Here is a 24,375-nt window from a genome sequence, read left to right on the forward strand (position 1 = left end):
TGTCATGCGCCAGACGGCAGCCCGGTGGCATGGCGCGCGGCCGGCACGGCAGCCCGCTCAGGAGTACGCTGCAATTTTCAGTGCACCCCATGCCTGTGATGTTGCCTCGCCCCCCGCGCGCCTGGTTGATCTGCGCGTTGGTGCTGCTTGGCTTTTTCTCGCGGATGGCGTCGTGCGGGGCGGCGACGGGCGATGCGGCGCCGCCGGTGTTCGTCATCCCCATTCAAGGGGCCATCGGCCCGGCCACCGCCGACCAGATCAAGCGCGCACTCGAGCGAGCGGCGCGCGAGCATGCGCAGCTGGTCGTGCTGCAACTGGACACGCCCGGCGGACTGGACACCGCCATGCGCAGCATCGTGCAGAACATCCTGGCTTCGCCGGTTCCCGTGGCCGGGTATGTGGCGCCGCAGGGCGCGCGCGCGGCGAGTGCGGGCACCTACATGCTTTACGCCTGCCACGTGGCGGCCATGGCGCCGGCCACCAACCTGGGCGCGGCCACGCCGGTTGCCATCGGCATGCCGACGCCGGGCGCGCAGCCGTCCGCACAACCACCCGGAAGCGCATCGAAGCCCGACAAGTCCGAAGACACGATGAGCGCCAAGCGCATCAACGACGCCACCGCCTACATCCGCAGCTTGGCGCAACTGCGCGGCCGCAATGTCGAATGGGCCGAGCAGGCGGTGCGCGAGTCGGTGAGCCTGCCGGCGAACGAGGCGCTGTCACGCAAGGTGATCGACGTCGTCGCCACCGATCGCGACGACCTGCTGCGCCAACTCGATGGCCGCTCGCTCAAGCTCGGCGCAGCGGGTGCAGCGCCCGTGAAATTGTCGACCGCCCACGCGCCGGTGGTCGTCCTGGAGGCGGACTGGCGCGACAAGCTGCTGGCGGCCATCAGCGACCCCGGCATCGCGCTGGTGCTACTGATGATCGGCGTCTACGGCCTGATGTTCGAGTTCATGAACCCCGGCTTCGTGGCGCCCGGCGTGATTGGCGGACTCTGCCTGCTGCTGGCAATGTGGGCGCTGCAAATGCTGCCCATCAACTACGTCGGCCTGGGCTTGATCCTGCTGGGCATCGTCTTCTTCGTGGCGGAGGCCTTCGTGCCGAGCTACGGTGCGCTGGGCATCGGCGGCGTCGCCGCGTTCGGCCTGGGCGCGCTCTTGCTCATCGACAGCGACGTGCCGGGTTTCGGCGTTCCGCTGCACCTGATCGGCGCCCTGATGGCGGTCTCGGCGGTGTTCGTGATTGGCGTCGCACGCATGGCCGTCAAGGCGCGATCGCGGCCGGTGCGAAGCGGCATGCAGCGATTCATCGGCGCATCGGCCGAAGTGATCGAGTTTGCGGATGGCGAAGGCTGGGCGCTCATCGACGGTGAACGTTGGCGCATCCGCTCCACTCACGCATTGCGCGCGGGCGAGAACGTGCGCATTGCGCGCGCGGATGGCATCACGCTCGAAGTCAACGCGGTCAGCGCCACAAGGTCCACGACACAAGAAGCGAGAACAACATGATTACGTCTACCGTGATTGCGTTTCCGGTCTTCATCGTCCTGCTGGCGGTGCTGGTGGCAAGTTCGCTGCGCATCCTGCGCGAATACGAGCGGGGCGTGGTGTTCCAGCTCGGGCGCTTCTGGCGCGTCAAGGGGCCGGGGCTCGTGATCCTGATTCCGGGCATCCAGCAGATGGTGCGCATCGACCTGCGCATCGTGGTGCTCGACATCCCCTCGCAGGACGTGATCTCGCGCGACAACGTCACGCTCAAGGTCAACGCGGTCCTGTATTTCCGCGTCGTCGATCCGGAGCGCGCGGTGATCCAGGTCGAGCATTTCCTGGCGGCCACCAGCCAGCTCGCGCAGACCACGCTGCGGGCCGTGCTCGGCAAGCACACGCTGGACGAGATGCTGTCCGAGCGCGAGCGGCTGAACCTGGACCTGCAGAAGATCCTCGACAGCCAGACCGATGCCTGGGGCATCAAGGTGACCAACGTGGAGATCAAGCACGTCGACCTGAACGATTCCATGATTCGCGCGATTGCGCGGCAAGCCGAGGCGGAGCGCGAGCGGCGCGCCAAGGTCATCCATGCCGAGGGCGAATTGCAGGCTTCCGAAAAGCTCGCGCAGGCCGCGGAGATCCTGGCGAAGCAGCCGCAGGCAATCCAGTTGCGCTACCTCGAGACGCTGACGGTGATCGCGGCGGACAAGAATTCGACGATCGTTTTTCCGCTGCCGATGGACATCGTGGCGCCGCTGCTGGAGAGCCTGAAGCGGCATTCATCGACGACGCCACCTTGATGCATCAGCGTTGCTTGCCCGGCGCAGTCTCCTTCAGCGAGAGCGCCACGAAGAGGCCCACCGCGAGCGCCACGGCCGCCAGGTGCATGATGTACTGGATGCCGAAATGCTGGGCGACATAGCCCGCGATGACCGGCGCAATGCCGCCGCCGAAGATCTCGCCGGTGCCGACCACGATGCCCGAGGCCGTCGACATCAATTTCGCAGGAACCGACTCCACGCTCAGCGGGCCGACGGTCAGGCAGATCATGCTGAAGATGAAGAACAGCGTGACGAACAACCAGATGAACAGGCGCCAGGGCTCGGCGCCGGTGTGCATGAGCAAATACAGCCCAACGGCTGCGCCGAGCACCGACAGGATCATCACCGGCTTGCGCCCGATGCGGTCCGACAGGGCCGGCATGACCAGCGTGCCCATCGTGCCGCCAAAGCCGATGGCCGACAGCACCAGGCCCATCTGTTCCAGCGACAGGTGCAGGTAGTCGATCAGGTAGCTCGGCAACAAGGCACTGAGCACGACGAGGTTGGTGAGCCAGCACAGCATGCCGATCATGTTGAGCGGGATGTTGCGGTACTTGAACACGTCGCTCCATTGGTGCGGCGATGCGTCATGCGTGGTGGTGTGCGCTGCGGCGACGGCCGCGGGCGTATCACGCAGCGTGCGCCACAGCAGGTAGGCGATCAGCAGGCCGGGGATCGACACCATCGCAAAGATCCAGTGCCATTCGACCACCTTGAGCAACTGCGTGACCAGGATCGGCGCGATGCCCAGTCCGAAAAGCGGCAACGCAGCCTGCTGGATACCGATGTTCATGCCCTGCCGCGAAGGCTTCGACGCATCGAGCGTCGCGACGATGCTCGAAGGCGTATAGGCGCCTTCCGCAAAGCCGATGAGCGCGCGGATGAACATGAGGCTCATCACGCCGGTGGCCAGGCCGCTGAAGCCGGCCAGCAGCGAGAACACGATGATGGCGGGAATGATCACCCTGCGATGGCCGAAGCGGTCGGACAGGTTGCCCATGAAAAGGGCCGCCACGCCCCAGGCGATGGCCAGCACGCCCGTCACCTGGCCAAGGTCCTGGTAGCCGAGGTGCAGGTCCTTCGCGATGACCGGGAACAGCGGCAGGATCATGAAGCGGTCGATGCCGACCAGGCCGAAGCCCAAGCACAGCAGCGCAACGGCTTTCCACTCGTAGCTGACGTCCCGGCGGGACTTGCCCGAAGCGAGGCCCGGGTTGATTGCGACATGGGTGTTCATGGTGCTTGTCCTTGGGTTGGATTCGTTCAGGCGGCAAGCGCCTGCGGCACTTGCGCGCAAGCCACGTTCACGCCATGGCGCTGGAGGTCGGCCGCGAGGTCGTCGACGAGTGCGTTGACGTCGCCGTCGCCGGTGGCTGCGCCGTAGAGGTAGAAGTCGGGTCGCACCAGCATGGCCCGGATGCCATGCCGTTCCATGAACGGCAGGTACTTGTGATCGACGTCGACGAATGCGCCGTTCGTGGCCTTGTCCGCGATGACCACGCGCTTTGCACCGATGGCATCGAGGAAGGCACGCTGCGACGCGCCCAGTGGCTGCGCCGTGCCGCGGGAGACCAGCACGAAGCCGAGTCCCACGACTTCGTCAAAGCGGCCTTCGCGCCCACCGCCGCGCACCGTGCCATGCGGACTGAGCAAGCCGGCAGGTGCCTGCACCGCACCGTCCGCGTCGCGGCGCAGGATGCCGTCCGTCAGCGATGGGAACGCCGGCGGTGGCGGCACCTTGCCGCTGAAGAAGGCTTCATCACGCTCAGCCGCCAGTTTCGCGTCGGGAATGCAGATGATCTTGCCGAGAAACATCGACAGGTCGATCACGTCGCTCACATGCGGGCGGCGCTCGGGCTGGTAGGTGTCGAGCAGTGCGTCGTCGGCCATGCCCTTGAGGATCAGGTCGAGCTTCCATGCGAGGTTCCAGTCGTCGCGCAGGCCGGCGCACATGCCCTGGCCCATGAAGGGCGGCATCACGTGCGCGGCGTCGCCGGCGATCAACAGGCGGCCCTTGCGCCAGGTGTTGGCCAGCAGCGAGCGGAAGGTGTAGACCTTGTGGCGCACGATGGTCGCCTGGTCGCGCTGGACCCACGGCGCCAGCAGATCCCATGCGACGCTCTCGTGTTCCAACTCTTCGCGCGTTTCATGCGGCAGGCGCATGAACTCCCAACGGCGGAAGTAGCGGCCGTCCTTGACGCCGGCGGGGACGATGGTGGTGGGGCGGATCGGGTTGCAGTACTGCGCGGCCGGCGGAATGTCGAGCGTCACGCCTTCGTTGGGCAGCACGTCGATCACCAGCCAGTCGGCTTCGAAGCCGCGGTCTTCCTGCGTCGATCCGATGGCTTGGCGCACGAGGCTGTTGGCGCCGTCGGCACCGATCAGGTATTTGCAGCGAACGGTGCGCGTCTCGCCCGATTCCGTGTCGCGCACCACGAGTTGCGCGTAGTCCGCGGTTTGCGTGGCCTCGATGGCTTCCCAGCCGAGGTTCAGCGTCACTTCGGGGCGGGCTTGCACGACTTCCTCGAACATTTTCTCCAGCGTTGGCTGGTGAACGAAGTTGACTTCGGGGCCTCCGGAGATCGACTCGGACTCCCAGTCGATGGAGAGCAGTTCCTTCCACTCGGCGTTGAACCACTTGTAGTGCGGGCCGGCGTGGCTCACGGCCGGGAGCGTGCGGCTCATGCCGAGGGCCGACAGCACGCGGTACAGCTCGTGGTCGATGCACACGGCGCGCGGCAACGCATAGCGCTCGCGCCAGCGTTCGAAGATGGCGACCTTGTGACCTTGCCGGGCGAGCGACAGGGCCATGATTTCGCTGACCGGGCCGTAGCCGATCTGGACGACGTCGTAGAAGGGAATTGCGCTGCTGGTCATGGCTGATCTCCTGGTGCTGCGCCGCTCAGCGGGCAACTGTTTCGTGGTTGACGATGAAATCCCCGGGAAGCGATGGGCCCCAGACGTAGAGCGAGTCTTCGCCGGGGTGGTCGGCCGCAGGCCAGGTGTTGCCGGCCTCGACGTAGTCGATGTCGAAGGAGTACTCCGCATAGCTGCCCCACGGATCGCGCACATAGCGGAAATAGTTGGAACCCAGCACGTGCCGGCCCACGCCCCAGCCTTGCGCGTAGCCCGCTTGCGCCATCTGCTGCGTGCCCTGCCCGACCGCGTCGAAAGACGGCACGCACCAGCTGCTGTGGTGCAGCCCGCCGCCATTGGACTTGGCCAGCGCGATCAGGTGGTGGTCGCTGCCGTGCGGCGTGTGCAGGAAGGCGATGACGGAGCCGGACTTGTCCGAGAGGCGCAGGCCCAGCACGTCTTCGTGGAACGCGCGAGCCGCATCGACATCGGCGCTGAACAGCAGGATGTGCGAGAGGTAGAGCGGGCGTGTCGGCTGCGCCTGGCTGCGGCTCGGCGAACGGCCGGTGTTGGCGTTTTCCGGCGGAAACTCGCGCGGCGCGGGCTGCGAAGGCGAGGACTTGTCCGCCACGCGCAACTGCAAGGGCAGCGAGTCGGGCCCTTCGATCCAGATGCCGCTCGCGTCCGCGCCTTCTGGTGGTGCGATGCGTGCGATTTCGCGCTCTGCCAGATGGCGTTCGAATCGCGCTTCGTCCGCGGCATGAATGCCGAGGCTGATCCACAGCAAGCGCTTTTCGCCCTCGCGTTGAACAACGCGCGCCCAGCGGTGCGGATGGCTGTGCGTGTAGAGCGCCAGCGCATCGCCTTCATCGCGAACGTCCAGCCCGAAGCTCGTGTAAAAGTGTCTGGCCTCTTCCAGCGCGGGCACGCTGAAGACGAATTCATCCACCGAATGCACGGCCAGGAAGTTCGCCTGCCGGGCTGTTTCTGAAGATGCTGTTGCTGTTGCGTTCATCGTTGTCTCCTTGAAGTCCGTTGGTTCGGGGCAAAGCTGCGCCCGCGCTGCGAGTTCGCAGCGTTGTCCTTGGCGATGGGTCGGTCGGGGTGCGGGCGGGGTCAGACGACCTGCTGGCGCTGCGTGCCCAGCGGGCCGGCGCTCAGGGTCATGACGTCGCCGCGGCGCAGGAACTGCGGCATCGGCTTCATGCCCAGTCCGACGCCTTGCGGGGTGCCGGTGATGACCACGTCACCGGGCAGCAGCGTCATGAACTGGCTGAGGTAGGACACGACTTCGGCCACCGGAAAGATCATGTCGGCCGTGTTGCTCTGCTGCATGAGCTTGCCGTTGACGGCGAGTTCGAGCGGAATGTTCTGCGGGTCGGGCAGTTCGTCGGTCGTCACGAGCCACGGGCCGATCGGGCCGAAGCCGTCGAAGCTCTTGCCCTTACCCCATTGGCCGTTGCGCTTGATCTGCCAGTCGCGCTCGGACACGTCGTTGGCCAGGCAATAGCCGGCGACGTGCTTGAGCGCATCGGCCACCGACACCTTCTTGCACTGCGTGCCGATGACGAAGCCCAGTTCGATTTCCCAGTCACCGGCTTCCGAGCCTGCGGGCAGTTCGACGTCGTCGTTCGGGCCGGCCAGCGAGGTGAGCGCCTTAGTGAACACGACCGGCTCCTTCGGAATCTCGAGGCCGGACTCTTCGGCGTGCTTGCGGTAGTTCAGGCCAATGGCGACGAACTGGCGAACGCCCGTGACCGGCGTGCCCAGCCGGGTGCCTTCGGGCACCAGCGGCATCTTCGAGAGGTCGATGGCCGACAGCGCGTGCAGCTTGGCGGGCTGCATCCATTCAGGCGTGAAATCATCGACCAGCAGCGCAAGGTCGCGGACCTTTCCGTTGGCGTCCAGTGCACCGGGCTTCTCTGCCCCGACGGGGCCATGGCGTAGCAGCTTCATTGGGAGGTCCTTCGTTGAATTAGACGATTTGTCTAAAACGAAATGTAGTCGAACTGACGTTTTCGTCAAGATGACAAATCGGGCAAAGTCATAGGGAATTCCCTATTCACCGACGGCGTGTTTTTCTTCCCGAATTCGTCGTGTACCCTCTGGCCCGATGGCAACGAAACAAGTCGAAGCACCACTTGAAGACCACCGCGTGCGGGTGGGCGCGCAGCGGCGCGAGAAGACGAAGCTCAAGCTGCTCGAAAGCGCGTTGACCGTGTTCGCCGACAAAGGTCCGGACGTGGCGGTGATCGACGACTTCATTGCCGCGGCGGGCGTGTCGCGCGGCACCTTCTACAACCACTTCCGCACCACCAACGAGTTGATGCTTGCGCTGGCTGCCGCCATGAGCGACGAGGTGCTGCAAATCGTCGACCCCATCGTGCTCAAGCTCGACGACCCGATCGCCCGCGTTGCGGCCGGCACGCGCATGTACATGCAGATGGCGCTGCGCTACCCGCTGTGGGGCGGCTTCATCACGCGCGTGGGCACCCGCATTGCCACGCGCGGACAACTCATCGACGAGTACCTCTCGCGCGACCTGGAAGCCGCGCGAAAGGCCAAGCGCATCCAGGTCGACAGCGTGACTGTGGCACGCGACATCGTGCTCGGCTCCATCTTCTACGGCATCGAGACGATGCTGACCGAGCCGACGCAAAGCCACCACCCGGAGCACATCCTGCGAAGCGTGCTGGTGGGCTTCGGGCTCGACCCGAAAGAGGCTGAAGCGATTGCCTACATGCCGCTCGCGGTGCCCAGCTCGGTGGACGGACCGATTTTTTCCGGGATGAAACCCCGGAAATCCGGCGCGCGGGCGGCCCTTCGCGCCTGAAAAGCGGCACATCACAACGGACTGCTACCACCGGCCGGTCGTACTTCTGAAAAATGGGGCTGCCACGCGTGAAGCACTTTCGCTTCGCGAATTGCAGCCACTTTTTACGGAGACGACCTTGAGCAAGATCCTGATGCTGTGCGGCGACTACGCCGAAGACTACGAAACCATGGTGCCCTTCCAGGCGCTGCTGGCGGTGGGCCACACCGTGCATGCGGTCGCACCCGACAAAAAGGCCGGCGACTGGATCCACACCGCCATCCACGACTTCGAGGGCGCCCAGACCTACAGCGAAAAGCCCGGTCACCGCTTCACGCTGAACTTCAACTTTGCCGACGTGAAGCCCGAGGCCTACGACGCGCTGGTCATCCCCGGCGGCCGTGCCCCCGAATACCTGCGCATGAACGCACGCGTGATCGAGATTGCGAGCCACTTCCTCAAAGCCGACAAGCCGCTGGCCGCCGTGTGCCATGGCGCGCAACTGTTGGCAGCCACCGGCCTCATCAAGGGCCGCAAGCTGTCGGCCTACCCCGCCTGCCAGGTGGAGGTGGAGCTGGCCGGTGCGGAATACATGGGCATCGCCATCGACGCCGCAGTGACCGACCGAAACCTGGTGACGGCGCCGGCGTGGCCTGCGCATCCGGCGTGGATTGGCCAGTTCCTCAAGGTGCTGGGCACGCGCATCGAGATCTGAGCCGGCTCGATTCAGAGTCTCCCCAAGAAGGCTCTGATCATGTCCACCGTGAGGTCCGCGGCGTTGATCAAGAGTCTCCCCAACACTGGCGGGTGAACGGGTGCGGCCTCACAATGGCTGCATCTGCCCGCCAACCGAGGAGAGCACGCATGTGCGAAGTCTTCATCAGCGCCGACCCGCAAAGCTACGACAGCCGCACACGCTCGGTGCGGCTGCACGGCGTGGTCACCAGCATCCGGCTCGAAAACCTCTTCTGGCAGGTGCTGGAAGAAATTGCGCAACGCGACGACATGGGCGTGGTGCAGCTCATCGAAAAGCTGTATGACGAACTGGTCACCGCCCGCGGCGACGTTGGCAACTTTGCATCCTTCCTGCGGGTGAGTGCGCTGCGCTACGAGGCGCTGCTGGCGCAAGGGCGCATTCCCACCGACACGCGCGTGTCGATCGGCTCGCTGGACGCGCAAGCCGTGCTGCGCGCCCTGCCGCGCGGCTGGGTCAGCACGCAGCGCGCCGCCGTCCCGTCCTGAGCTTTTGCGCTTGCAATGCTTGCCGGCTCAGTTGGAGACGGCCGCAGAAACCAGCGACTCATCCACTTCGACCTCGAAGGGCATGCGGTCCAGCACGTCGGCCTGGATGTCCACTCCCGGCGGCACTTCGATCAGGCGCAGTCCGTTGGGCGTCAGCCGGAACACGGCGCGCTCGGTGACGTACAGCACATCCTGCCCCTCCGCGCGCGCACGCAGACCGCTGAAGGTGATATGCCGCACCTTCGGCACGAGCTTTGAAACTTCGCCGTAGCGACGGATCCGCACCTCCTCACCTTCGTGCTCCACCACCAGCCCCTTGGCCTCGAAGGTGCCGCAAAAGACGACCTTCTTCGCGCGCTGCGTGATGTCCACGAAGCCGCCCGGCCCCACGATGCTGTCGCCCAGCCATGAGACGTTGACGTTGCCCTGCGCGTCGAGTTCACCCATGCCGAGAAAGGCGATGTCGACGCCGCCGCCGCTGAAGAAATCGAACTGCTCGGTGGACTTGACGATGGCGCTCGGGTAGCGCGTGGCGCCGAACAGGTGACCACCGAGCAGTTCGCCGTTGTGCGGGCCCTGCTCGATGGTGGTCCAGCCGATCTCCAGCCCTTCGGCACGCGCAACCGCGGGCACGCCATCCGGCAGGCCGAAGCCGAAGTTGACGCAGGCATCGGCGCGCAATTCCCGGGCCGCGCGCCGTGCGATGAGGTAGCGCACGCCTTCGGGCAAAGGCATGGCCGCGCGATCGGCGGGCGCGCGCAACAGGCCACTCATGCTGAGGTCGTAGGCTGCCCCCGTGGTCTGCGTTTGCGCGGCGAACTCGCAGACCATGTCCACCAGCACGCCCGGCACGCTGACGTCGCGCGCCGGGGCGATGGATTCGTCCAGCACATCGCGCACTTGCGCCAGCACCTTGCCGCCGCAGTTGTGCGCGGCCATCGCTGCGGCAAACGCGTCCATCTCCGAGGGTTCTTCGCGCGAGGTGAGATTGCCCTGCGGATCGCAGGCGGTGCCGCGGATCAACGCGAAGTCGATCTGGATGGGCTTGTACCAAAGCAATTCCTTGCCGCCGAGATGAATCAACTCGACCAGGTCTTCAGTGGCCTTTGCATTGCAGCGGCCGCCACCATGTCGCGGATCGGCAAAGGTGTGCAGGCCGATGTGCGTCACCAGGCCGTGTCGCCCCGCACCCGTTTCACGCAGCAGCGTCTGGATCGGGCCGGCCGGCAGCGTGTACGCCTCGATCTCGTTGTCGCGCGCAAGGTCTTGCATCGCCTTCGACCAGGTCCAGTGCCCGCCGATCACGCGCTTGACCATGCCCTTGTGCGCAAAGCGCGTGATGCCCGAGACCACGCCGTCGCCGATGCCCAGGCCATGGATCAGCGTGAGGTCGCGCGGATGGCCCGTCGCGAGAAAGCGCTTCTCGATCGCCTGCGCGATGTGGTCGGCCTCCTGCAAGCCACCGCCGGAGCCGCTGAGCACCACGGTCGCGCCATCGAACACTTCGCTCGCCATCTGGTCCGCGTCAACGATTCGTACTTTTTTCATTGCAACTTCCTTGTGATTGCGCTTGCCGAAATGCAAAACGTCTGCCATCATTCTAATAACTAACCAGTTACATACATACGGGTTTGACCCTAACTTCGAAGGAGACAGACATGAAATTGACGATGGAACACACCCAGGTCGCCGACATGGCGAAGCGCTTTGCGAACGAGGTCATCCGCCCGCAAGCGGAGCGCCTGGACCGCGAGGAAGCCTTTGCCGGCGACATCTACACCGCCATGGGCGAGAGCGGCCTCTTCGGCATCACGGTGCCCGACACCTGGGGTGGCGCCGGCCTCGATTGCCTGGCCTACAGCATCGTGATGGAAGAACTGAGCCGCGGCTACGCCTCCATCGCCGACCAGTGCGGCCTGGTCGAGTTGCTCACCACGCTGCTGTGCAAGCACGGCACCGACGCGCAGAAGGACCAGTGGATCGCCCCGCTCATCCGCGCGCACAAGCGCGGCGCCTACTGCATCACCGAAGCGGGCGCCGGCTCGGACGTCTCCGGCGTCAAGACGACTGCGGTGCGCAAGGGCGACGGCTGGGTGCTCAACGGCGCCAAGCTGTGGATCCACAACGCGCCCGTGGCCGATGTGGCCTTCGTGCTGGCGCGCACCGATCCGGCGGCGGGCAAGCGCGGCATGAGCATCTTCATCGTCGATTGCGCATTGCCCGGCGTCTCGCGCGGCCCGAAGGAGCACAAGCTGGGGCAGCGCTCATCGCAGGTTGGCGAACTGGCGTTCAACGACGTGGTGCTGCCGGCGGATGCGCTGCTCGGCACCGAGGGCCGGGGCTTTCACATGATGATGAGCGTGCTGGAAAAAGGCCGCGTGGGCATCGCGTCGCTGGCCGTCGGCATCCTGCAGGCAGGGCTCGATGCGTCGGTCGAGCAGGCGAAGATGCGCAAGCAGTTCGGCTCGCCCATCTCCGAATTCCAGGGCATCCAGTTCATGCTGGCCGACATGGCCAAGGACACCGAGGCGGCGCGCCTGCTGGTGCGCTCGGCCGCCTCGAAGATCGACGCCGGTGAAGACGCCACGGCCGCTTCGTCAATGGCCAAGTGCTTCGCCGGCGACGCCGCCGTGACGCACAGCTCCAACGCCATCCAGATCTTCGGCGGCAGCGGCTTCATCCGCGGCTACGAGGTCGAGCGCCTGTACCGCGACGCCAAGATCACCCAGATCTACGAAGGCACCAACCAGATCCAGCGCGTGATCATCGCGCGCAACCTCTTGAAGGCCTGACACCATGAACAAGACAGCCATCGTCACCGGCGCCTCGCGCGGCATCGGACGCGCCACCGCACTGGCACTCGCAGCAGAGGGCTTCGACATCGCGGCACTCGCATGGAAGGACGCCGACAAGCTCGCGCAACTCAAGTCAGACATCGTCTCCACCGGCCGGCGCTGCGAGACCTGGGACATGGACATCGCAGACCGCGCCGGCCACCAACCCTTCGTCGATGCGGTGGTCGCCGGGTTTGGCCAGATCCATTGCCTGGTCAACAACGCCGGCGTCTCGGTGCTGCAGCGCGGCGACCTGCTCGAGGTGAGCGAAGAAAGCTATGACCGCTGCTTCGACACCAACACGCGCGGCACCTTCTTCCTGTCGCAGGCGGTGGCGCGGCACATGGTGCAGCAGCCACGCGACAGCGACATTCCCCGCAGCATGATCTTCGTCACGTCGTCCAACGCGGCGGCCGCGACGGTGGAACGCGGCGAGTACTGCATGTCGAAGATCTCGCTGCACATGGCGTCGCGCCTGTTCGCCATGCGCCTGGCGCCGCTGGGCATCGGCGTCTTCGAAGTGCAACCGGGCCTCATCCTCACCGAGATGACCGCGCCTTCGAAGGACAAGTACGACGGCCTCATCGCCAAGGGCATGACGGTCGACCCGCGCTGGGGCATGCCCGAAGACGTGGCCCGCGTGATCCGCACGATGGCCGCCGGTCTGCTGCCCTACACCGTGGCGCAGGAGGTTCGCGTGGATGGCGGCCTGCTGCTGCAGCGCTTCTGACACATCAGGAGGAATAGCGACATGAACGAACTGAAGCTTCCCGGCGACGATGGCCGCCTCACGCCCTACAAGTTGCAAGGCACGCCGTGGGCACCGCAAGCACCCGCCTGCCCCTTCAACCGCGTGGTGTTCTCCGCGGCGCACGTGGTGGCCGACCCCTTCGCCGATGCCGCGCCCTCGAGCGGAGGCGCCATCGACTGGGACGCCACGCTGACCTATCGCCACTACCTCGCGAGTCTCGGCCTGGGCATTGCCGAGGCCATGGACACGGCGCAGCGCGGCATGGGCCTGTCATGGGCCGACTCGCTCAAGCTCATCGGCGAGACGCACAGGGCCTTGCGCGGCACCGACGTGCCCATCTACAGCGGCTGCGGCACCGACCACCTCGACCTGGCCAGCGTGCGCACGATCGACGACGTGATCGGCGCCTACCTCGAGCAGATGGACGCCATCCAGCAAGCCGGCGGCCGCCTGATCCTGATGGCCAGCCGCGCGCTGGCACGCGTCGCCAAAACGCCCGAGGACTACCTGCGCGTGTACCGCCGCGTGCTCGCCCAAACGGACCAGCCCGTGGTGCTGCACTGGCTCGGCGCCATGTTCGACCCTTCGCTCGCCGGCTACTGGGGCACCGACGATCTCGGCGCCGCACGCGACGTCGCGCTGCAGGTGATCGCGGAATCCACCGCCAAAGTGGACGGCATCAAGATCTCGCTGCTCGACAAGCAACGCGAGATCGACATGCGCCGCATGCTGCCGGCCAGCGTGAAGATGTACACCGGCGACGACTTCAACTACCCCGAACTCATTGCCGGCGACGAAGTGGGCTACTCGCACGCCCTGCTCGGCATCTTCGACGCGATCGCGCCCGCCGCGTCGCACGCGCTCGTTGCACTGGCGCAAGGCGACAAGCAGCGCTTTCTCGACATCCTCGAACCCACGGTGCCGCTGTCGCGCCGCATCTTCGGCGCGCCGACGCAGTTCTACAAGACGGGCGTGGTGTTCCTGGCGTACCTGAACGGGCACCAGTCGCACATGGTGATGCTCGCCGGCCACCAGTCGATGCGCCCGCTGCCCTACTTCGTCGACATCTTCCGCATGGCCGACCAGGCCGGGTTGCTGCGCGACCCCGAGTTGGCTGCGTCGCGGATGCGCCAGTTCCTCGCGCCCTACGGCGTGCAGGCCTGAAGGAGCCATCGCCATGGGCGAGATACTCTCCTCGCGCGAAGGCGCGGTGCTGACCCTTCAGCTGTCGAACCCCGGCAAGGCCAATGCGCTGGACCTGGCCATGCTGGCGCAGCTCGATCAGCACCTGAAGCAGGTCGAACAGGACACCACCGTGCGCGCCGTGGTGCTGCGCGGCCAGCCGGGTGGCGTGTTCTCCTCGGGTGCGGACATCGCGCAGTGGGCGCCGATGACGCCGTCGCAGTTTGCCGAGGAATGGATCCGCTACGGCAACCGCGTCTTCGCGCGACTGGAGCAACTGCGCTGCCCCACCGTCGCAGCGGTGGAAGGCCTGTGCTTTGGCGGCGGCTTCGAGCTGGCACTGGCCGCTGACCTGCGCGTCGCCTCCGACGCGGCGCGCCTGCACTTCCCCGAAGTCGCCATCGGTGCGATGCCCGGCTGGGAAGGCGGCAATCGGCTGGAGCGAATCGTCGGCCGCGGCCGCGCGCTCGAAGCCGTGCTGACCTGCCGCCAGCTCGATGCCGCCACCGGCCTGCAGTGGGGCGCGCTGAATGCCGTGTGGCCCGCGCGGGTTTTCGAGGCGGGACTCACGGAGTTCGTCGCCACGCTGACGCGCGTCTCGCCCGTCGCGGCCCGCTGGGCGAAGGCCGCCATCGTGCGCGGCAACGACCCCGCCGCCGCCGACGGCGGGTTCTACGCCGAGGCCGGTCACGCGGTGAAGGCCAGCGCCGACGCGGCCATCGGCATCGCCGCCTTCAAGGCGAAAACCACCGCCATTTTTTGACCCGCAGGAGGAGACAACAACATGCACAAGCACACGCTGCCAGCCACGCCCCGGCGCTTCCAGATGTTCATCGACGCTCGCTGGACCGACGGGTGCGGTGGACAGTTCATCACCCGCAACAGCCCCGGCCACGGCACGCCCGTGGCCCGATGGCCCGCGGGCAACGCGCAGGACGCGCAAGACGCGATCCGCGCCGCGCGCAACGCTTTCGACAGCGGCCCGTGGCCGCGCATGCGCGCCGCAGACCGCGCCAAGGTGCTGTTCGCGGTGGCCGACCTGATCGAGACGAACGCCGACGAACTGGGCCTCATCGAGTGCCTGGAAACCGGCAAGCCGATCACCCAGGCCACCGGCGAGATCCGCGCCGCGGCGGACGTCTGGCGCTTTGCCGCGGGCGCCTCGCGCACCCTGGCGGGCGAGACGCTCAACAACCTCGGCGACCGGCTGATGGCGCTGGTCCTGCGCGAGCCGCTCGGCGTGATCGGCGTCATCACGCCCTGGAACTTTCCCTTCTTCATCTTGGCCGAGCGCCTGCCCTTTCTGCTGGCGGCCGGCTGCACCGCGGTCGTGAAGCCCTCCGAGGCCACCAGCGGCACCACGCTGCGCCTGGGTGAACTGCTGCAGTTGGCCGGGCTGCCCGATGGCGTGGTGAACCTGGTGAGCGGCCACGGCGCCGCGGTCGGACAGGCCATCCTCGACAGCGATCAAGTCGACATGGTCTCCGTCACCGGCTCGACGGCGACCGGCCGCAAGGCCATCCAGGCATCCGTGGGCACCATCAAGAAGCTCGGGCTGGAGCTGGGCGGCAAGAACCCGCACATCGTGTTTGCCGACGCCAACCTGGACGACGCCGCCGATGGCGTGGCCTTCGCGATGTCCTTCAACGCGGGCCAGTGCTGCGTGGGTGCGAGCCGGCTGGTGGTGCATCGCTCGGTGGCGGAAGACTTCACGCAGCGCGTCGCGGCCAAGCTGCGCCGCGTCGTGGTCGGCGATCCGCTCGACCCCGCCACGCAGGTGGGCGCGCTGTTCGACGAGGCGCACATGCGCAAGGTGCTCTCGTACATCGACGGCGGTGTGGCGCTCGGCGCAACGCTGGTGCAAGGCGGTGGCCGCACCGGATCGGACAACGGCTTCTTCGTGCAGCCCACACTGCTCACGGACGTGCGGCCCGACATGCCGCTGCTGCGCGAAGAGATCTTCGGGCCGGTGCTGGCGGTGCTTCCCTTCGACACGCCGGAAGAAGCCATCCGCATCGCCAACGACACCGAGTTCGGCCTGTCCGCCTCCATCTGGACGCAGGACGTCAACCTGGCGCTGCGCACCATGCGCGAGGTGAAAGCCGGCCGTGTGTGGATCAACACCACGTTGGACAATGGACCCGAAGCGCCCATGGGCGGCATGAAACAGTCGGGCCTGGGCCGCGACGCGGGGCTTGCGGGCATCGAGGAATACACCGAGGTCAAGACGGCGCACATCAACCTGCAGCCGCGCGTTCACTGGATTGCGTCGTAGGAGCAACGGCAATGGCATATGACTACATCGTGGTTGGTGGTGGTTCCGCAGGCTGCGCGCTGGCGGCACGGCTGTCGGAGGATGCGGACGTCCAGGTCCTGCTGCTCGAAGCGGGCCCGCGCGACACCAGCCCCTGGATCCACATGCCCGTGGGCTTCTACAAGATGACGGCGGGCCCGATGACCTGGGGCCTGAAGACCGCGCCGCAAAAGCATGCGATGAACCGCGAGATTCCCTATGCGCAGGGACGCGTGCTGGGCGGCGGCGGGTCGATCAACGCGGAAGTGTTCACGCGCGGCTGCGCGCAGGACTACGACGCCTGGGCCGGCGAATTCGGCTGCAACGGCTGGTCGTTCAAGGACCTGCTGCCGCTCTTCCTGCGCTCGGAAGACAACGACAGGCTGTCGGGGCCCTTGCATGGCGTGGGCGGCCCGTTGGGCGTTTCCAGCGGCGCGCCGCATCGCATGACGCAGGCTTTCGTGCAGGCCTGCCAGCAGATGGGCATGCCCCACAACCCCGACTTCAACGGCGCCACGCAGGCGGGCACCGGCGCCTACCAGACGACCACGCGCGGCGGCAGGCGCTGCTCGGCGGCGGTGGGCTATTTGCGGCCTGCGGCGGGCCGGCGCAACCTCACGGTGCGAACCGGCGCGTTGATCAACCGCATCGTCATCGAGAAGCATCGCGCGGTGGGTGTGGAAGTGATCGAGGCGGGCCAGCCGACCATCGTGCGGGCGGCACGCGAAGTGCTGGTCACGGCCGGCGCCATCGGCTCGCCCAAGCTGATGCTGCTGTCGGGCATCGGCCCGGCCGATCAGCTGAGCTCGCTCGGCATCGAGGTGGTGGCCGACCGGCCGGAGGTGGGGCAGAACCTGCACGACCATTTCGGCATCGACATCGTCTACGAGCTCAACGGCCCGCACAGCTTCGACAAGTACGCCAAGCCGCACTGGATGGCGTGGGCCGGCCTGCAATACGCGCTGTTCAGGAAGGGGCCGGTGGCTTCCAACATCGTGGAGGGCGGCGCGTTCTGGTACGCCAATAAAAGCGAGCCGACGCCGGACCTGCAATTCCACTTCCTTGTCGGCGCGGGCGTGGAAGCCGGCGTGCCGAAGATCGAATCCGGCTCGGGCGTGACGCTGAACTCCTACGCGGTGCGACCGCACGCGCGTGGCTCGGTGACGCTCGGCAGTGCGGATCCGCGCGCCATGCCCATCGTCGATCCGAACTTCCTGGGCGACGAGCGCGACGTGAAGACGTCGGTGGAAGGCGTTCGCATCAGCCGCGAGATCTTCCGGCAATCGGCGCTGGCGAAGTACATCCGCAAGGAGCACTTTCCCGGCGATCGCGTGGCGACGACCGCGGACCTGGAGACCTACGCGCGGCAATACGGCCGCACCTCGTACCACCCCGTCGGCACCTGCCGCATGGGCGGCGACGCTGCGTCGGTGGTCGATCCGCAATTGCGCGTGCGCGGCATCGATGGCCTGCGCATCTGCGACAGCTCGGTGATGCCGCGGCTGGTCAGCTCCAACACCAACGCGCCCTCGATAATGATCGGAGAAAAGGCGGCCGCGCTGATTCGCGCACGCAGCGTGGCACGTCCTTCACAACAACTACAGGAGGCATTGACTTGAACCCCTCGCACAAACGCAAGCTCGGCCGCGTCGAACTGGACGTTACGGCCTTCGGCTTCGGCACGGCGCCGGTCGGAAACATCTTTCGCGCGGTGCCGGACGCCGACTCGGACGCCATGTTCCGGTCGGCCTGGGACGCGGGCGTCCGCTACTTCGACACGGCCCCCATGTATGGCCACGGGCTCTCTGAACTGCGCACCGGCCACAGCCTGCGATGGAAGAACCGCGACGACTACGTGCTGTCGTCCAAGGTCGGGCGCGTGCTCAAGCCGGCGCGCCGAGCGGACATCCGGTTCGCGCCCTGGGTGGACGCGGCGCCGTTCACCATGCACTTCGACTACAGCTACGACGGCACGATGCGTTCGTTCGAAGACTCGCTGCAGCGCCTGGGCCTGGAGCGAATGGACATCTGCTTCATCCACGACATCGACGTCTTCAGCCGGGGCACCGAACAGCCGGCCGTGTTCAAGCAGGCGATGGACGGCTGCTGGAAGGCGCTGGAAAAGCTGCGCTCCGAAGGCGTGGTCAAGGCCATCGGCGTGGGCGTCAACGAGTGGGAGGTGTGCCATGAGGCGCTGCGGCAGCGCGACTTCGACTGCTTCCTGCTGGCGGGCCGCTACACCTTGCTCGAGCAGGAAGCGCTCGACGAATTCCTGCCCCTGTGCGAGAAGCGCGGCGCTGCCGTGGTCGTCGGGGGCGGCTTCAATTCCGGCATCCTGGCCACGGGTGCCAGGCCGGGCGCCAAGTACAACTACGCGCCGGCGCCGGTGGATGTCATGCAGCGCGTGGCTGCCATCGAAGCGGTCTGCACGCAGTACGAGGTGCCATTGCCGGCGGTCGCCTTGCAGTTCGTGGTGGCGCACCCGGCCATACCGTCCTTCATTGCCGGTACGCGCAACGTCGAACAACTGGAGCAGAACCTGCGGTGGTTCAGCCAGCCGGTGCCGGCGGACTTGTGGCGCGACTTGAAGCGCAAGGGCTTGCTGCGCGAAGACGCGCCGGTGCCCGCGGCTGCTTGACCTTGCGCAGGGGACGGCATGCGCGCCCCTGTCTCATTTACTGCCCGATGACGATCTGGGCGATGAGCCCCGTGGCGATCGCGGCCAGGGCGAATTCGCTGCCCACACCGACCCACTGGTAGCCGCGCGGCGGCGCATTCAGGTGGTAGGCGCGGTAGTCGTTGACCACATAGCCGCGGCCGCGGTATTCGTTCGGCACGCGGCCACCACGATGCCATTCGGCGTGGGGTTGCGAGAAGCCGCGGCGGTCATAGTGGCGACCATCCCGGTAGTCGTTGCGGTAGTCGCCGCGGTAGTCGCCGCGGTAGTCGTTGCGATGGTCGTTCCCGCGCCAGTTGTCCTGGCGGCCGTCGGGGCGCTGGTCGTGCTGCTCGTACCGGCCGTCGCGTCCATCGCGGTCCGGGCCGTGGTTGCGATCCTGTGCAAATGCACTGCCCACGCTGGACAATGCGAGGGTCGCGGCGATCACGGCGATGGTCTTGGAACGGATGGTCATTCTGAACTCCTTGTTGGGATGACGAGTTCAGTGTCGGCCTTGCTTGTATCGCGGACGTGCAGCGCGCGTGCTGCAATGTAAAGACGTCGAAAAGGCCTGCATCGCATGAAGCGCCCACCGTGAGCGCGTGGCGTCGGCGCAGGCTGACGAGGGCATCGGTCCCGTCCGACAATGCGGCTTGCCGTGATGGCGACGATTGCGGTTTGGACGACGGCGCATGCGGCGCGCCAACAGCCTGTCAACTGTTCAGGAGACATGAATGACCAGTAAGAACACCATTTGCCTGTGGTACGAGAGCGGCGCCGTTGACGCCGCCAACTTCTATGCCAGGACATTCCCCGACAGCTCCGTCGGCGCCGTGATGCGCGCACCGGGCGACTTTCCCAGTGGCAAGCAGGGCGATGTGCTGACGGTCGAGTTCACCGTCGCCGGCATCCCCTGCATCGGGCTGAACGGTGGCCCGGCGTTCAAGCAGGACGAGGCCTTCTCTTTCCAGATCGCGACCGACGACCAGGCCGAAACCGATCGCCTGTGGAACGCGATCGTCAGCAATGGCGGCCAGGAAAGCGCGTGCGGCTGGTGCAAGGACCGCTGGGGCGTGTCATGGCAGATCACGCCGCGCGTGCTCATCGAAGCAATGGCCGACCCCGATCGCGCGATGGCCAAGCGCGTGTTCGACGCGATGATGACCATGAAGAAGATCGACATCGCGGCGCTCGAGGCGGCGCGGCGGGGCTGAAAAAAGGCGCCTGCCCGCCGGTTGAATGCGTGCCCTTAAAAAGGGGCGCGCATTGCCACCGTCAGGCCATTCCGCTCCAATCGGCGGAATGGATGCCTTGTCCGAAATCCTGAAGGTCGTGCAGCTCAACGGCGCGATCTTCTTCAACGCGCACTTCACCGCGCCTTGGTGCGTCCAGTCGCCTGCCGCGACGTCGCTCGCGCAAACCTTGGGCGTGGGCGAGGAGCGCGTGCTGCTCTACCACTACATGGTCGACGGCTCCTGCCTGGTCACGATGGAAGACATGGCGCCGGTGCGCCTCCATGCGGGCGACATCGTCGTTTTTCCTCATGGCGACGCGCACACGATGGCGTCGTCCACCGACGTTCAGCCGTTGCCGATGGACGCTCAGGCCGTCCTGCGCGAGCGCCCCAAGGTGCTGCACTTTGGCGGCGGCGGCGAATCGACGCGCTTCATCTGCGGCTACATGGTGTGCGATCCGCGCCTGTTCCACACGGTGCTGGCGGCGCTGTCGCGCGTGGTCACGGTGAGCCTGCTCGGCCTGGACCAGGGGCGCTGGCTGCAGGCCTCGGTGCAGCACGCCGTGGAAGAAGCGAGCGCACCCCGGCCCGGCACCGAGGGCCTGCTGGCCAAGCTGTCCGAGGTGATGGTGGTGGAAGCCTTGCGCCTGTATGTGGCGCAGCTCTCGCCCGAGCACACCGGCTGGCTCGCCGGCCTGCGCGACCGGGTCGTCGGCAAATGCCTGGCACTGATGCACGAGAAGCCCGCGCACGCGTGGACGGTGGACTCCCTCGCCCGCGAGGTGGGCGCGTCGCGTTCTGTGCTGGCCGAACGCTTCACCCATTTCGTGGGCCAGTCGCCCATGCAGTACCTCGGCCGCTGGCGCATGGCACTGGCCACGAACCACCTGCGGCGCAGCTCGCTGAGCGTGGCCCGCATTGCCGAGGAAGTGGGCTACGAAACCGACGCCGCGTTCAGCCGCGCGTTTCGTCGTGAATTCGGCGTGCCTCCCGCTACTTGGCGGCGGATGCAGGGCGGGCGGCCATGAAGTAGAGCACCGGGATGACGACCAGGGTCAGCAAGGTGCTGATGGAAATGCCGGAGATCAGCGAGATGGCCAGGCCGTTGAAGATCGGGTCGTCCAGGATGAACAAGGCCCCCAGCATCGCCGCCACCGCGGTCAACAGGATCGGTTGCGCACGGGTGGCGGCCGAGCGGATCACCGCCTCCTTCAATGGCATGCCTTCGATGCGCTTGCGCTGGATGAAGTCCACCAGCAGGATCGAGTTGCGCACGATGATGCCCGCCAGGGCGATCATGCCGATCATGCTGGTGGCGGTGTATTCCGCGCCCAGCAGCGCATGGCCGGGCAGGACGCCGACCACCGTCAGCGGAATCGGCGCCATGATGATCAGCGGCGTCAGGTACGAACGGAAATGCGCCACCACCAGCAGGTAGATCAGGACGAGTCCGAAGGCGTAGGTGATGCCCATGTCGCGGAAGGTTTCCCCGGTGATCTTCCACTCGCCATCCCATTTCAGGCTGTAGCCGCGGTAGGGGTCGCCCGGCGGCCGGATGAAGTATTCCTCCAGCGTACCGCCGCCCGGAGGCTTGAGGGCAGCGATGCCGGCGCGGGCCGCGAACAGGCCGTAGAGCGGGCTGTCCACGCGGCCGGCCACGTCGCCGATGACGTAGTTCACCGGCAGCAAGTCCTTGTGATAAGCCGGCTGTTCGCGAAGCGTGTCGGTGACGGTGACCAGTTCGCCAATCGGCACCAGTTGCCCCATGCCGCCGCGCACATGCAACTGCAGCAGCGCATCGAGTTCGCCGTGGCGCTCGGCCGGCAGTTGCAGCAGCGCCGGTGCGGGGTACTTGCTTTCGTCGTGCAGCCAGGCCGCATCCTCCCCGGCCAGGCCGGCGCGCAAAGTGCTCACGATGGCGGCCTGCGACACGCCCAGCATCGCGGCCTTGCGACGATCAATGAGCAGCAGCTTGCGCGGCGCGGCGGCGGCGCTGCTGTCGTCCACGTCGACCACGCCCGGCGTGTGTTCCAGCACGGCGCGCACCGCCCGCGCGACCTGCAGCCGGCCATCCGCATCCGGCCCGTAGATCTCGGCGACCAGGGGCGACAGCACCGGCGGCCCCGGCGGCACTTCGACCAGCTTCACGTTGGCACCCAGGCGCCGGCCGATGGCCTGCAGGCCGGGCCGCAGCCGCTTGACGATGGCGTGGCTCTTCTGCGCGCGCTGTGACTTGTCCAGCAGCGTGACCTGCAAGTCGCCCACCTCGCCGCCGCTGCGCAGGTCGTACTGCCGCATCAGGCCGTTGAAGTTGATGGGCGAAGCCGTGCCGGCATAGGCCTGGTAGTGGCTCACCTCCGGTTGCTGCGCCAGGAACGCGCCGAGTTCATGCAGCACGCCCGCCGTCTGCTCGAGCGGCGTGCCCACGGGCATGTCGACCACGACCTGGAACTCCGACTTGTTGTCGAAGGGCAGCATCTTCAGCACGACCAGTCCCATCATCGGCAGGGCGAGTGCGCCCGCGATGAGCACCGCCACGCCGGCCGCCAGCAGGCGCCGGTTGCGTTGCCCGCGACCCTTGTCGAGCAGCGGCGCCAATACCCGTTCGAACAGGCGGTCCAGCCAGGCCGCGAACCTGCCGCCGCCCCGGTGGTCGTGGACCCCGGAAGGCCGCATCCACAATCGCGACAACCAGGGCGTGACACTGAACGCGATGCCCAGCGACAGCAACATTCCCATGCTGGCGTTGATCGGGATGGGGCTCATGTACGGCCCGGTGAGGCCGGTGAGAAAAGCCATCGGCAACAAGGCCGCGATGACGGTGAGCGTGGCCAGCACCGTCGGGCCGCCCACCTCGTCCACCGCGGCGGGAATCAGTTGCGAAAGCGTCCGCTTCGGATGCGCTTGTTGTTGCCGGTGGATGTTCTCCACCACCACGATGGCGTCGTCCACCAGGATGCCAATGGAGAAGATCAGCGCGAACAAGGACACGCGATTGAGCGTGAAGCCCCAGGCCCACGAAGCGAACAAGGTGCCTGCCAGCGTCAGCACCACGGCGACTCCGACGATGGCCGCCTCGCGCGGCCCCAGCGTGAGAAACACCAGGGCCACCACGCAGGCCGTGGCGAAGAGCAGCTTCTTGATCAGCGTGTGTGCCTTGTCGTTGGCCGTGACGCCGTAGTTGCGGCTCTGGACCACCTCCACGCCGTGGGGAATCACGGTGTTGCGCACATCATCGACGCGCCGCAGTACGCCCTTGGCCACGTCGATGGCGTTCTCGCCCGGCTTCTTGGAAATCTGGATGGTCACCGCCGGGTATTCGGCCGCCTCGGCGCCGCCGGTGCCGTGCCAAACGTAGTGCCTTGCGGGCGGGACGCCCTCGCGCACCGTTGCCACCTCCTGCAGGTAGACGGGCTTGCCATTGCGCACGCCGATCACCAGCTCGCCCAGTTCGCGGGCATCGTGCAGCCAGGGCCCGGTCTCGACCGCGACGGCGCGGTTGCCGCCCAGCAACTCGCCCACCGGTGCGCCCATGTTGGCCGCTTGCAGCGCCTGCCGCAGTTCGACGATGGTGACGCCGGCGCTGGCCATGCGCTGCGGATCGATCTCCACCAGCGCCGCACGGCCGGGCCCTCCCAGGGTGCTCACTTCGCGCGTGCCGGGTACGCGCTGGAGGTCGATCTCCAGGCTGTGCGCCACGCGCTCCAGTTCCTGCGGCCCGATGCTCCGATCCCGCGAGTACAAGCTCAGGGCCACGATGGGGATGTCGTCGATGCCCACAGGCTTGACCATCGGCTGGCCCACGCCCAAGCCGCGCGGCAGCCAGTCGGCATGGGCGTTGACCGCGTCGTACAGCCGCACCAGCGCCTCGGTGCGCGGCACGCCCACCTTGAACTGCACCGTCAGCGCTGCCACGCCCGGCTTCGAGACCGACATGACGTGCTCGACGCCCGTGATCTGGCTGAGCACCTGCTCGGCCGGCGTCGCCACCATCTGTTCCACGTCACGCACCGACGCCCCGGCAAAAGGGACGAACACATTGGCCATCGTCACGCTGATCTGCGGCTCTTCCTCGCGCGGGGTCACCAGCACGGCGGTGATGCCCAGCAGCAGGACGACCAGCGCCAGCAGCGGCGTGATCTGCGCCGCCTGGAAATACGCGGCGATCCTGCCGGGCAGGCCAAGCGCTTCGTTCGTCATG

21 protein-coding genes are annotated in these 24,375 nt (G+C 66.7%); 14 read left to right on the forward strand and 7 right to left on the reverse strand.

What is annotated here, in order from left to right; translation table 11 throughout:
- The first annotated feature begins 89 nt into the window (after window positions 1–89).
- Together QTI66_RS21520 and QTI66_RS21525 are read left to right on the forward strand one after the other, a co-directional pair.
- On the forward strand, window positions 90–1,511 hold the full coding sequence (locus tag QTI66_RS21520) for an NfeD family protein (RefSeq protein ID WP_444815029.1): 1,422 nt from the start codon (window positions 90–92) through the stop codon (window positions 1,509–1,511).
- On the forward strand, window positions 1,508–2,290 hold the full coding sequence (locus QTI66_RS21525) for a slipin family protein (RefSeq protein ID WP_286561916.1): 783 nt from the start codon (window positions 1,508–1,510) through the stop codon (window positions 2,288–2,290). Before QTI66_RS21520 ends, QTI66_RS21525 begins: the two co-directional genes overlap by 4 nt.
- Window positions 2,291–2,294: 4 nt before the next feature.
- On the opposite strand, the gene QTI66_RS21530 is transcribed toward QTI66_RS21525, so the two are convergent.
- From QTI66_RS21530 to QTI66_RS21545, 4 genes are all read right to left on the reverse strand, one after another.
- A complete protein-coding gene (locus tag QTI66_RS21530; RefSeq protein ID WP_286561918.1) occupies window positions 2,295–3,548 on the reverse strand; it encodes an MFS transporter in 1,254 nt (417 codons plus the stop codon).
- Between the two features lie 26 nt (window positions 3,549–3,574).
- Window positions 3,575–5,188: a bifunctional 3-(3-hydroxy-phenyl)propionate/3-hydroxycinnamic acid hydroxylase MhpA gene (gene mhpA / locus QTI66_RS21535; protein WP_286561919.1), complete on the reverse strand. Its 1,614-nt coding sequence runs from the start codon at window positions 5,186–5,188 to the stop codon at window positions 3,575–3,577.
- 25 nt (window positions 5,189–5,213) lie between these two features.
- Window positions 5,214–6,182 (reverse strand): VOC family protein, encoded by a 969-nt coding sequence (locus QTI66_RS21540; protein ID WP_286561920.1) that lies wholly within the window; start codon window positions 6,180–6,182, stop codon window positions 5,214–5,216.
- 101 nt (window positions 6,183–6,283) lie between these two features.
- On the reverse strand, window positions 6,284–7,123 hold the full coding sequence (locus tag QTI66_RS21545) for a fumarylacetoacetate hydrolase family protein (RefSeq protein ID WP_286561921.1): 840 nt from the start codon (window positions 7,121–7,123) through the stop codon (window positions 6,284–6,286).
- Between the two features lie 157 nt (window positions 7,124–7,280).
- Here QTI66_RS21545 and QTI66_RS21550 point away from each other — a divergent pair, with 157 nt between their 5' ends.
- The 3 genes from QTI66_RS21550 (at window position 7,281) to QTI66_RS21560 (ending at window position 9,221) form a co-directional block, all read left to right on the forward strand.
- Entirely contained in the window at window positions 7,281–8,000 is a 720-nt protein-coding gene (locus QTI66_RS21550) for a TetR/AcrR family transcriptional regulator (RefSeq protein ID WP_286561922.1), read from the forward strand.
- A gap of 133 nt (window positions 8,001–8,133) precedes the next feature.
- Complete coding sequence (locus QTI66_RS21555; RefSeq protein ID WP_444815034.1) at window positions 8,134–8,694, forward strand: DJ-1/PfpI family protein; 561 nt, start codon at window positions 8,134–8,136, stop codon at window positions 8,692–8,694.
- A gap of 149 nt (window positions 8,695–8,843) precedes the next feature.
- Window positions 8,844–9,221: a ribbon-helix-helix domain-containing protein gene (locus tag QTI66_RS21560; protein WP_286561924.1), complete on the forward strand. Its 378-nt coding sequence runs from the start codon at window positions 8,844–8,846 to the stop codon at window positions 9,219–9,221.
- Window positions 9,222–9,248: 27 nt separating this feature from the next.
- On the opposite strand, the gene QTI66_RS21565 is transcribed toward QTI66_RS21560, so the two are convergent.
- A complete protein-coding gene (locus QTI66_RS21565) occupies window positions 9,249–10,769 on the reverse strand; it encodes a CoA-transferase (RefSeq protein WP_286561925.1) in 1,521 nt (506 codons plus the stop codon).
- 110 nt (window positions 10,770–10,879) lie between these two features.
- Here QTI66_RS21565 and QTI66_RS21570 point away from each other — a divergent pair, with 110 nt between their 5' ends.
- The 7 genes from QTI66_RS21570 to QTI66_RS21600 are packed head-to-tail and all read left to right on the forward strand — an operon-like array spanning window position 10,880 to window position 18,919.
- Window positions 10,880–12,013 (forward strand): acyl-CoA dehydrogenase family protein, encoded by a 1,134-nt coding sequence (locus QTI66_RS21570; RefSeq protein ID WP_286561927.1) that lies wholly within the window; start codon window positions 10,880–10,882, stop codon window positions 12,011–12,013.
- A 4-nt stretch (window positions 12,014–12,017) separates the two neighbouring features.
- Complete coding sequence (locus tag QTI66_RS21575; RefSeq protein WP_286561928.1) at window positions 12,018–12,785, forward strand: 3-ketoacyl-ACP reductase; 768 nt, start codon at window positions 12,018–12,020, stop codon at window positions 12,783–12,785.
- A gap of 21 nt (window positions 12,786–12,806) precedes the next feature.
- Complete coding sequence (locus tag QTI66_RS21580; protein WP_286561929.1) at window positions 12,807–13,970, forward strand: dihydrodipicolinate synthase family protein; 1,164 nt, start codon at window positions 12,807–12,809, stop codon at window positions 13,968–13,970.
- A gap of 13 nt (window positions 13,971–13,983) precedes the next feature.
- Window positions 13,984–14,751 carry an enoyl-CoA hydratase/isomerase family protein gene (locus tag QTI66_RS21585; RefSeq protein WP_286561930.1) on the forward strand — a complete coding sequence of 256 codons (768 nt, stop codon included), beginning with the start codon at window positions 13,984–13,986 and terminating at the stop codon, window positions 14,749–14,751.
- Window positions 14,752–14,772: 21 nt separating this feature from the next.
- Window positions 14,773–16,263 carry an aldehyde dehydrogenase family protein gene (locus QTI66_RS21590; protein WP_286561931.1) on the forward strand — a complete coding sequence of 497 codons (1,491 nt, stop codon included), beginning with the start codon at window positions 14,773–14,775 and terminating at the stop codon, window positions 16,261–16,263.
- 11 nt (window positions 16,264–16,274) lie between these two features.
- Window positions 16,275–17,900 carry a GMC family oxidoreductase gene (locus QTI66_RS21595; protein ID WP_286561933.1) on the forward strand — a complete coding sequence of 542 codons (1,626 nt, stop codon included), beginning with the start codon at window positions 16,275–16,277 and terminating at the stop codon, window positions 17,898–17,900.
- Window positions 17,897–18,919, forward strand: a complete 1,023-nt coding sequence (locus QTI66_RS21600) for an aldo/keto reductase (protein WP_286561934.1) — start codon at window positions 17,897–17,899, stop codon at window positions 18,917–18,919. Before QTI66_RS21595 ends, QTI66_RS21600 begins: the two co-directional genes overlap by 4 nt.
- Before the next feature lie 37 nt (window positions 18,920–18,956).
- On the opposite strand, the gene QTI66_RS21605 is transcribed toward QTI66_RS21600, so the two are convergent.
- Window positions 18,957–19,415 carry an RcnB family protein gene (locus tag QTI66_RS21605; protein ID WP_286561935.1) on the reverse strand — a complete coding sequence of 153 codons (459 nt, stop codon included), beginning with the start codon at window positions 19,413–19,415 and terminating at the stop codon, window positions 18,957–18,959.
- A 259-nt stretch (window positions 19,416–19,674) separates the two neighbouring features.
- Here QTI66_RS21605 and QTI66_RS21610 point away from each other — a divergent pair, with 259 nt between their 5' ends.
- Window positions 19,675–20,154: a VOC family protein gene (locus tag QTI66_RS21610; RefSeq protein ID WP_286561936.1), complete on the forward strand. Its 480-nt coding sequence runs from the start codon at window positions 19,675–19,677 to the stop codon at window positions 20,152–20,154.
- Window positions 20,155–20,251: 97 nt separating this feature from the next.
- A complete protein-coding gene (locus QTI66_RS21615; RefSeq protein ID WP_286561937.1) occupies window positions 20,252–21,202 on the forward strand; it encodes an AraC family transcriptional regulator in 951 nt (316 codons plus the stop codon).
- Here the strand turns inward: QTI66_RS21615 and QTI66_RS21620 are convergent.
- Window positions 21,168–24,374, reverse strand: a complete 3,207-nt coding sequence (locus tag QTI66_RS21620; protein WP_286561938.1) for an efflux RND transporter permease subunit — start codon at window positions 24,372–24,374, stop codon at window positions 21,168–21,170. The genes QTI66_RS21615 and QTI66_RS21620 overlap by 35 nt on opposite strands.
- Between the last annotated feature and the right edge of the window lies 1 nt (window position 24,375).

This window comes from Variovorax brevis (assembly GCF_030317105.1).
Classification (GTDB): domain Bacteria; phylum Pseudomonadota; class Gammaproteobacteria; order Burkholderiales; family Burkholderiaceae_C; genus Variovorax; species Variovorax brevis.

Bases quoted from the DNA above. Each gene is read 5' to 3' on its own strand.
- QTI66_RS21585 (WP_286561930.1), top strand. From the start codon at position 13,984: ATGGGCGAGATACTCTCCTCGCGCGAAGGCGCGGTGCTGACCCTTCAG.
- QTI66_RS21560 (WP_286561924.1), top strand. From the start codon at position 8,844: ATGTGCGAAGTCTTCATCAGCGCCGACCCGCAAAGCTACGACAGCCGC.
- QTI66_RS21575 (WP_286561928.1), top strand. From the start codon at position 12,018: ATGAACAAGACAGCCATCGTCACCGGCGCCTCGCGCGGCATCGGACGC.
- QTI66_RS21590 (WP_286561931.1), top strand. From the start codon at position 14,773: ATGCACAAGCACACGCTGCCAGCCACGCCCCGGCGCTTCCAGATGTTC.
- QTI66_RS21550 (WP_286561922.1), top strand. From the start codon at position 7,281: ATGGCAACGAAACAAGTCGAAGCACCACTTGAAGACCACCGCGTGCGG.
- QTI66_RS21565 (WP_286561925.1), bottom strand. From the start codon at position 10,769: ATGAAAAAAGTACGAATCGTTGACGCGGACCAGATGGCGAGCGAAGTG.
- QTI66_RS21555 (WP_444815034.1), top strand. From the start codon at position 8,134: ATGCTGTGCGGCGACTACGCCGAAGACTACGAAACCATGGTGCCCTTC.
- QTI66_RS21540 (WP_286561920.1), bottom strand. From the start codon at position 6,182: ATGAACGCAACAGCAACAGCATCTTCAGAAACAGCCCGGCAGGCGAAC.
- mhpA (WP_286561919.1), bottom strand. From the start codon at position 5,188: ATGACCAGCAGCGCAATTCCCTTCTACGACGTCGTCCAGATCGGCTAC.
- QTI66_RS21610 (WP_286561936.1), top strand. From the start codon at position 19,675: ATGACCAGTAAGAACACCATTTGCCTGTGGTACGAGAGCGGCGCCGTT.
- QTI66_RS21620 (WP_286561938.1), bottom strand. From the start codon at position 24,374: ATGACGAACGAAGCGCTTGGCCTGCCCGGCAGGATCGCCGCGTATTTC.
- QTI66_RS21525 (WP_286561916.1), top strand. From the start codon at position 1,508: ATGATTACGTCTACCGTGATTGCGTTTCCGGTCTTCATCGTCCTGCTG.
- QTI66_RS21605 (WP_286561935.1), bottom strand. From the start codon at position 19,415: ATGACCATCCGTTCCAAGACCATCGCCGTGATCGCCGCGACCCTCGCA.
- QTI66_RS21530 (WP_286561918.1), bottom strand. From the start codon at position 3,548: ATGAACACCCATGTCGCAATCAACCCGGGCCTCGCTTCGGGCAAGTCC.
- QTI66_RS21595 (WP_286561933.1), top strand. From the start codon at position 16,275: ATGGCATATGACTACATCGTGGTTGGTGGTGGTTCCGCAGGCTGCGCG.
- QTI66_RS21545 (WP_286561921.1), bottom strand. From the start codon at position 7,123: ATGAAGCTGCTACGCCATGGCCCCGTCGGGGCAGAGAAGCCCGGTGCA.
- QTI66_RS21570 (WP_286561927.1), top strand. From the start codon at position 10,880: ATGAAATTGACGATGGAACACACCCAGGTCGCCGACATGGCGAAGCGC.
- QTI66_RS21520 (WP_444815029.1), top strand. From the start codon at position 90: ATGCCTGTGATGTTGCCTCGCCCCCCGCGCGCCTGGTTGATCTGCGCG.
- QTI66_RS21580 (WP_286561929.1), top strand. From the start codon at position 12,807: ATGAACGAACTGAAGCTTCCCGGCGACGATGGCCGCCTCACGCCCTAC.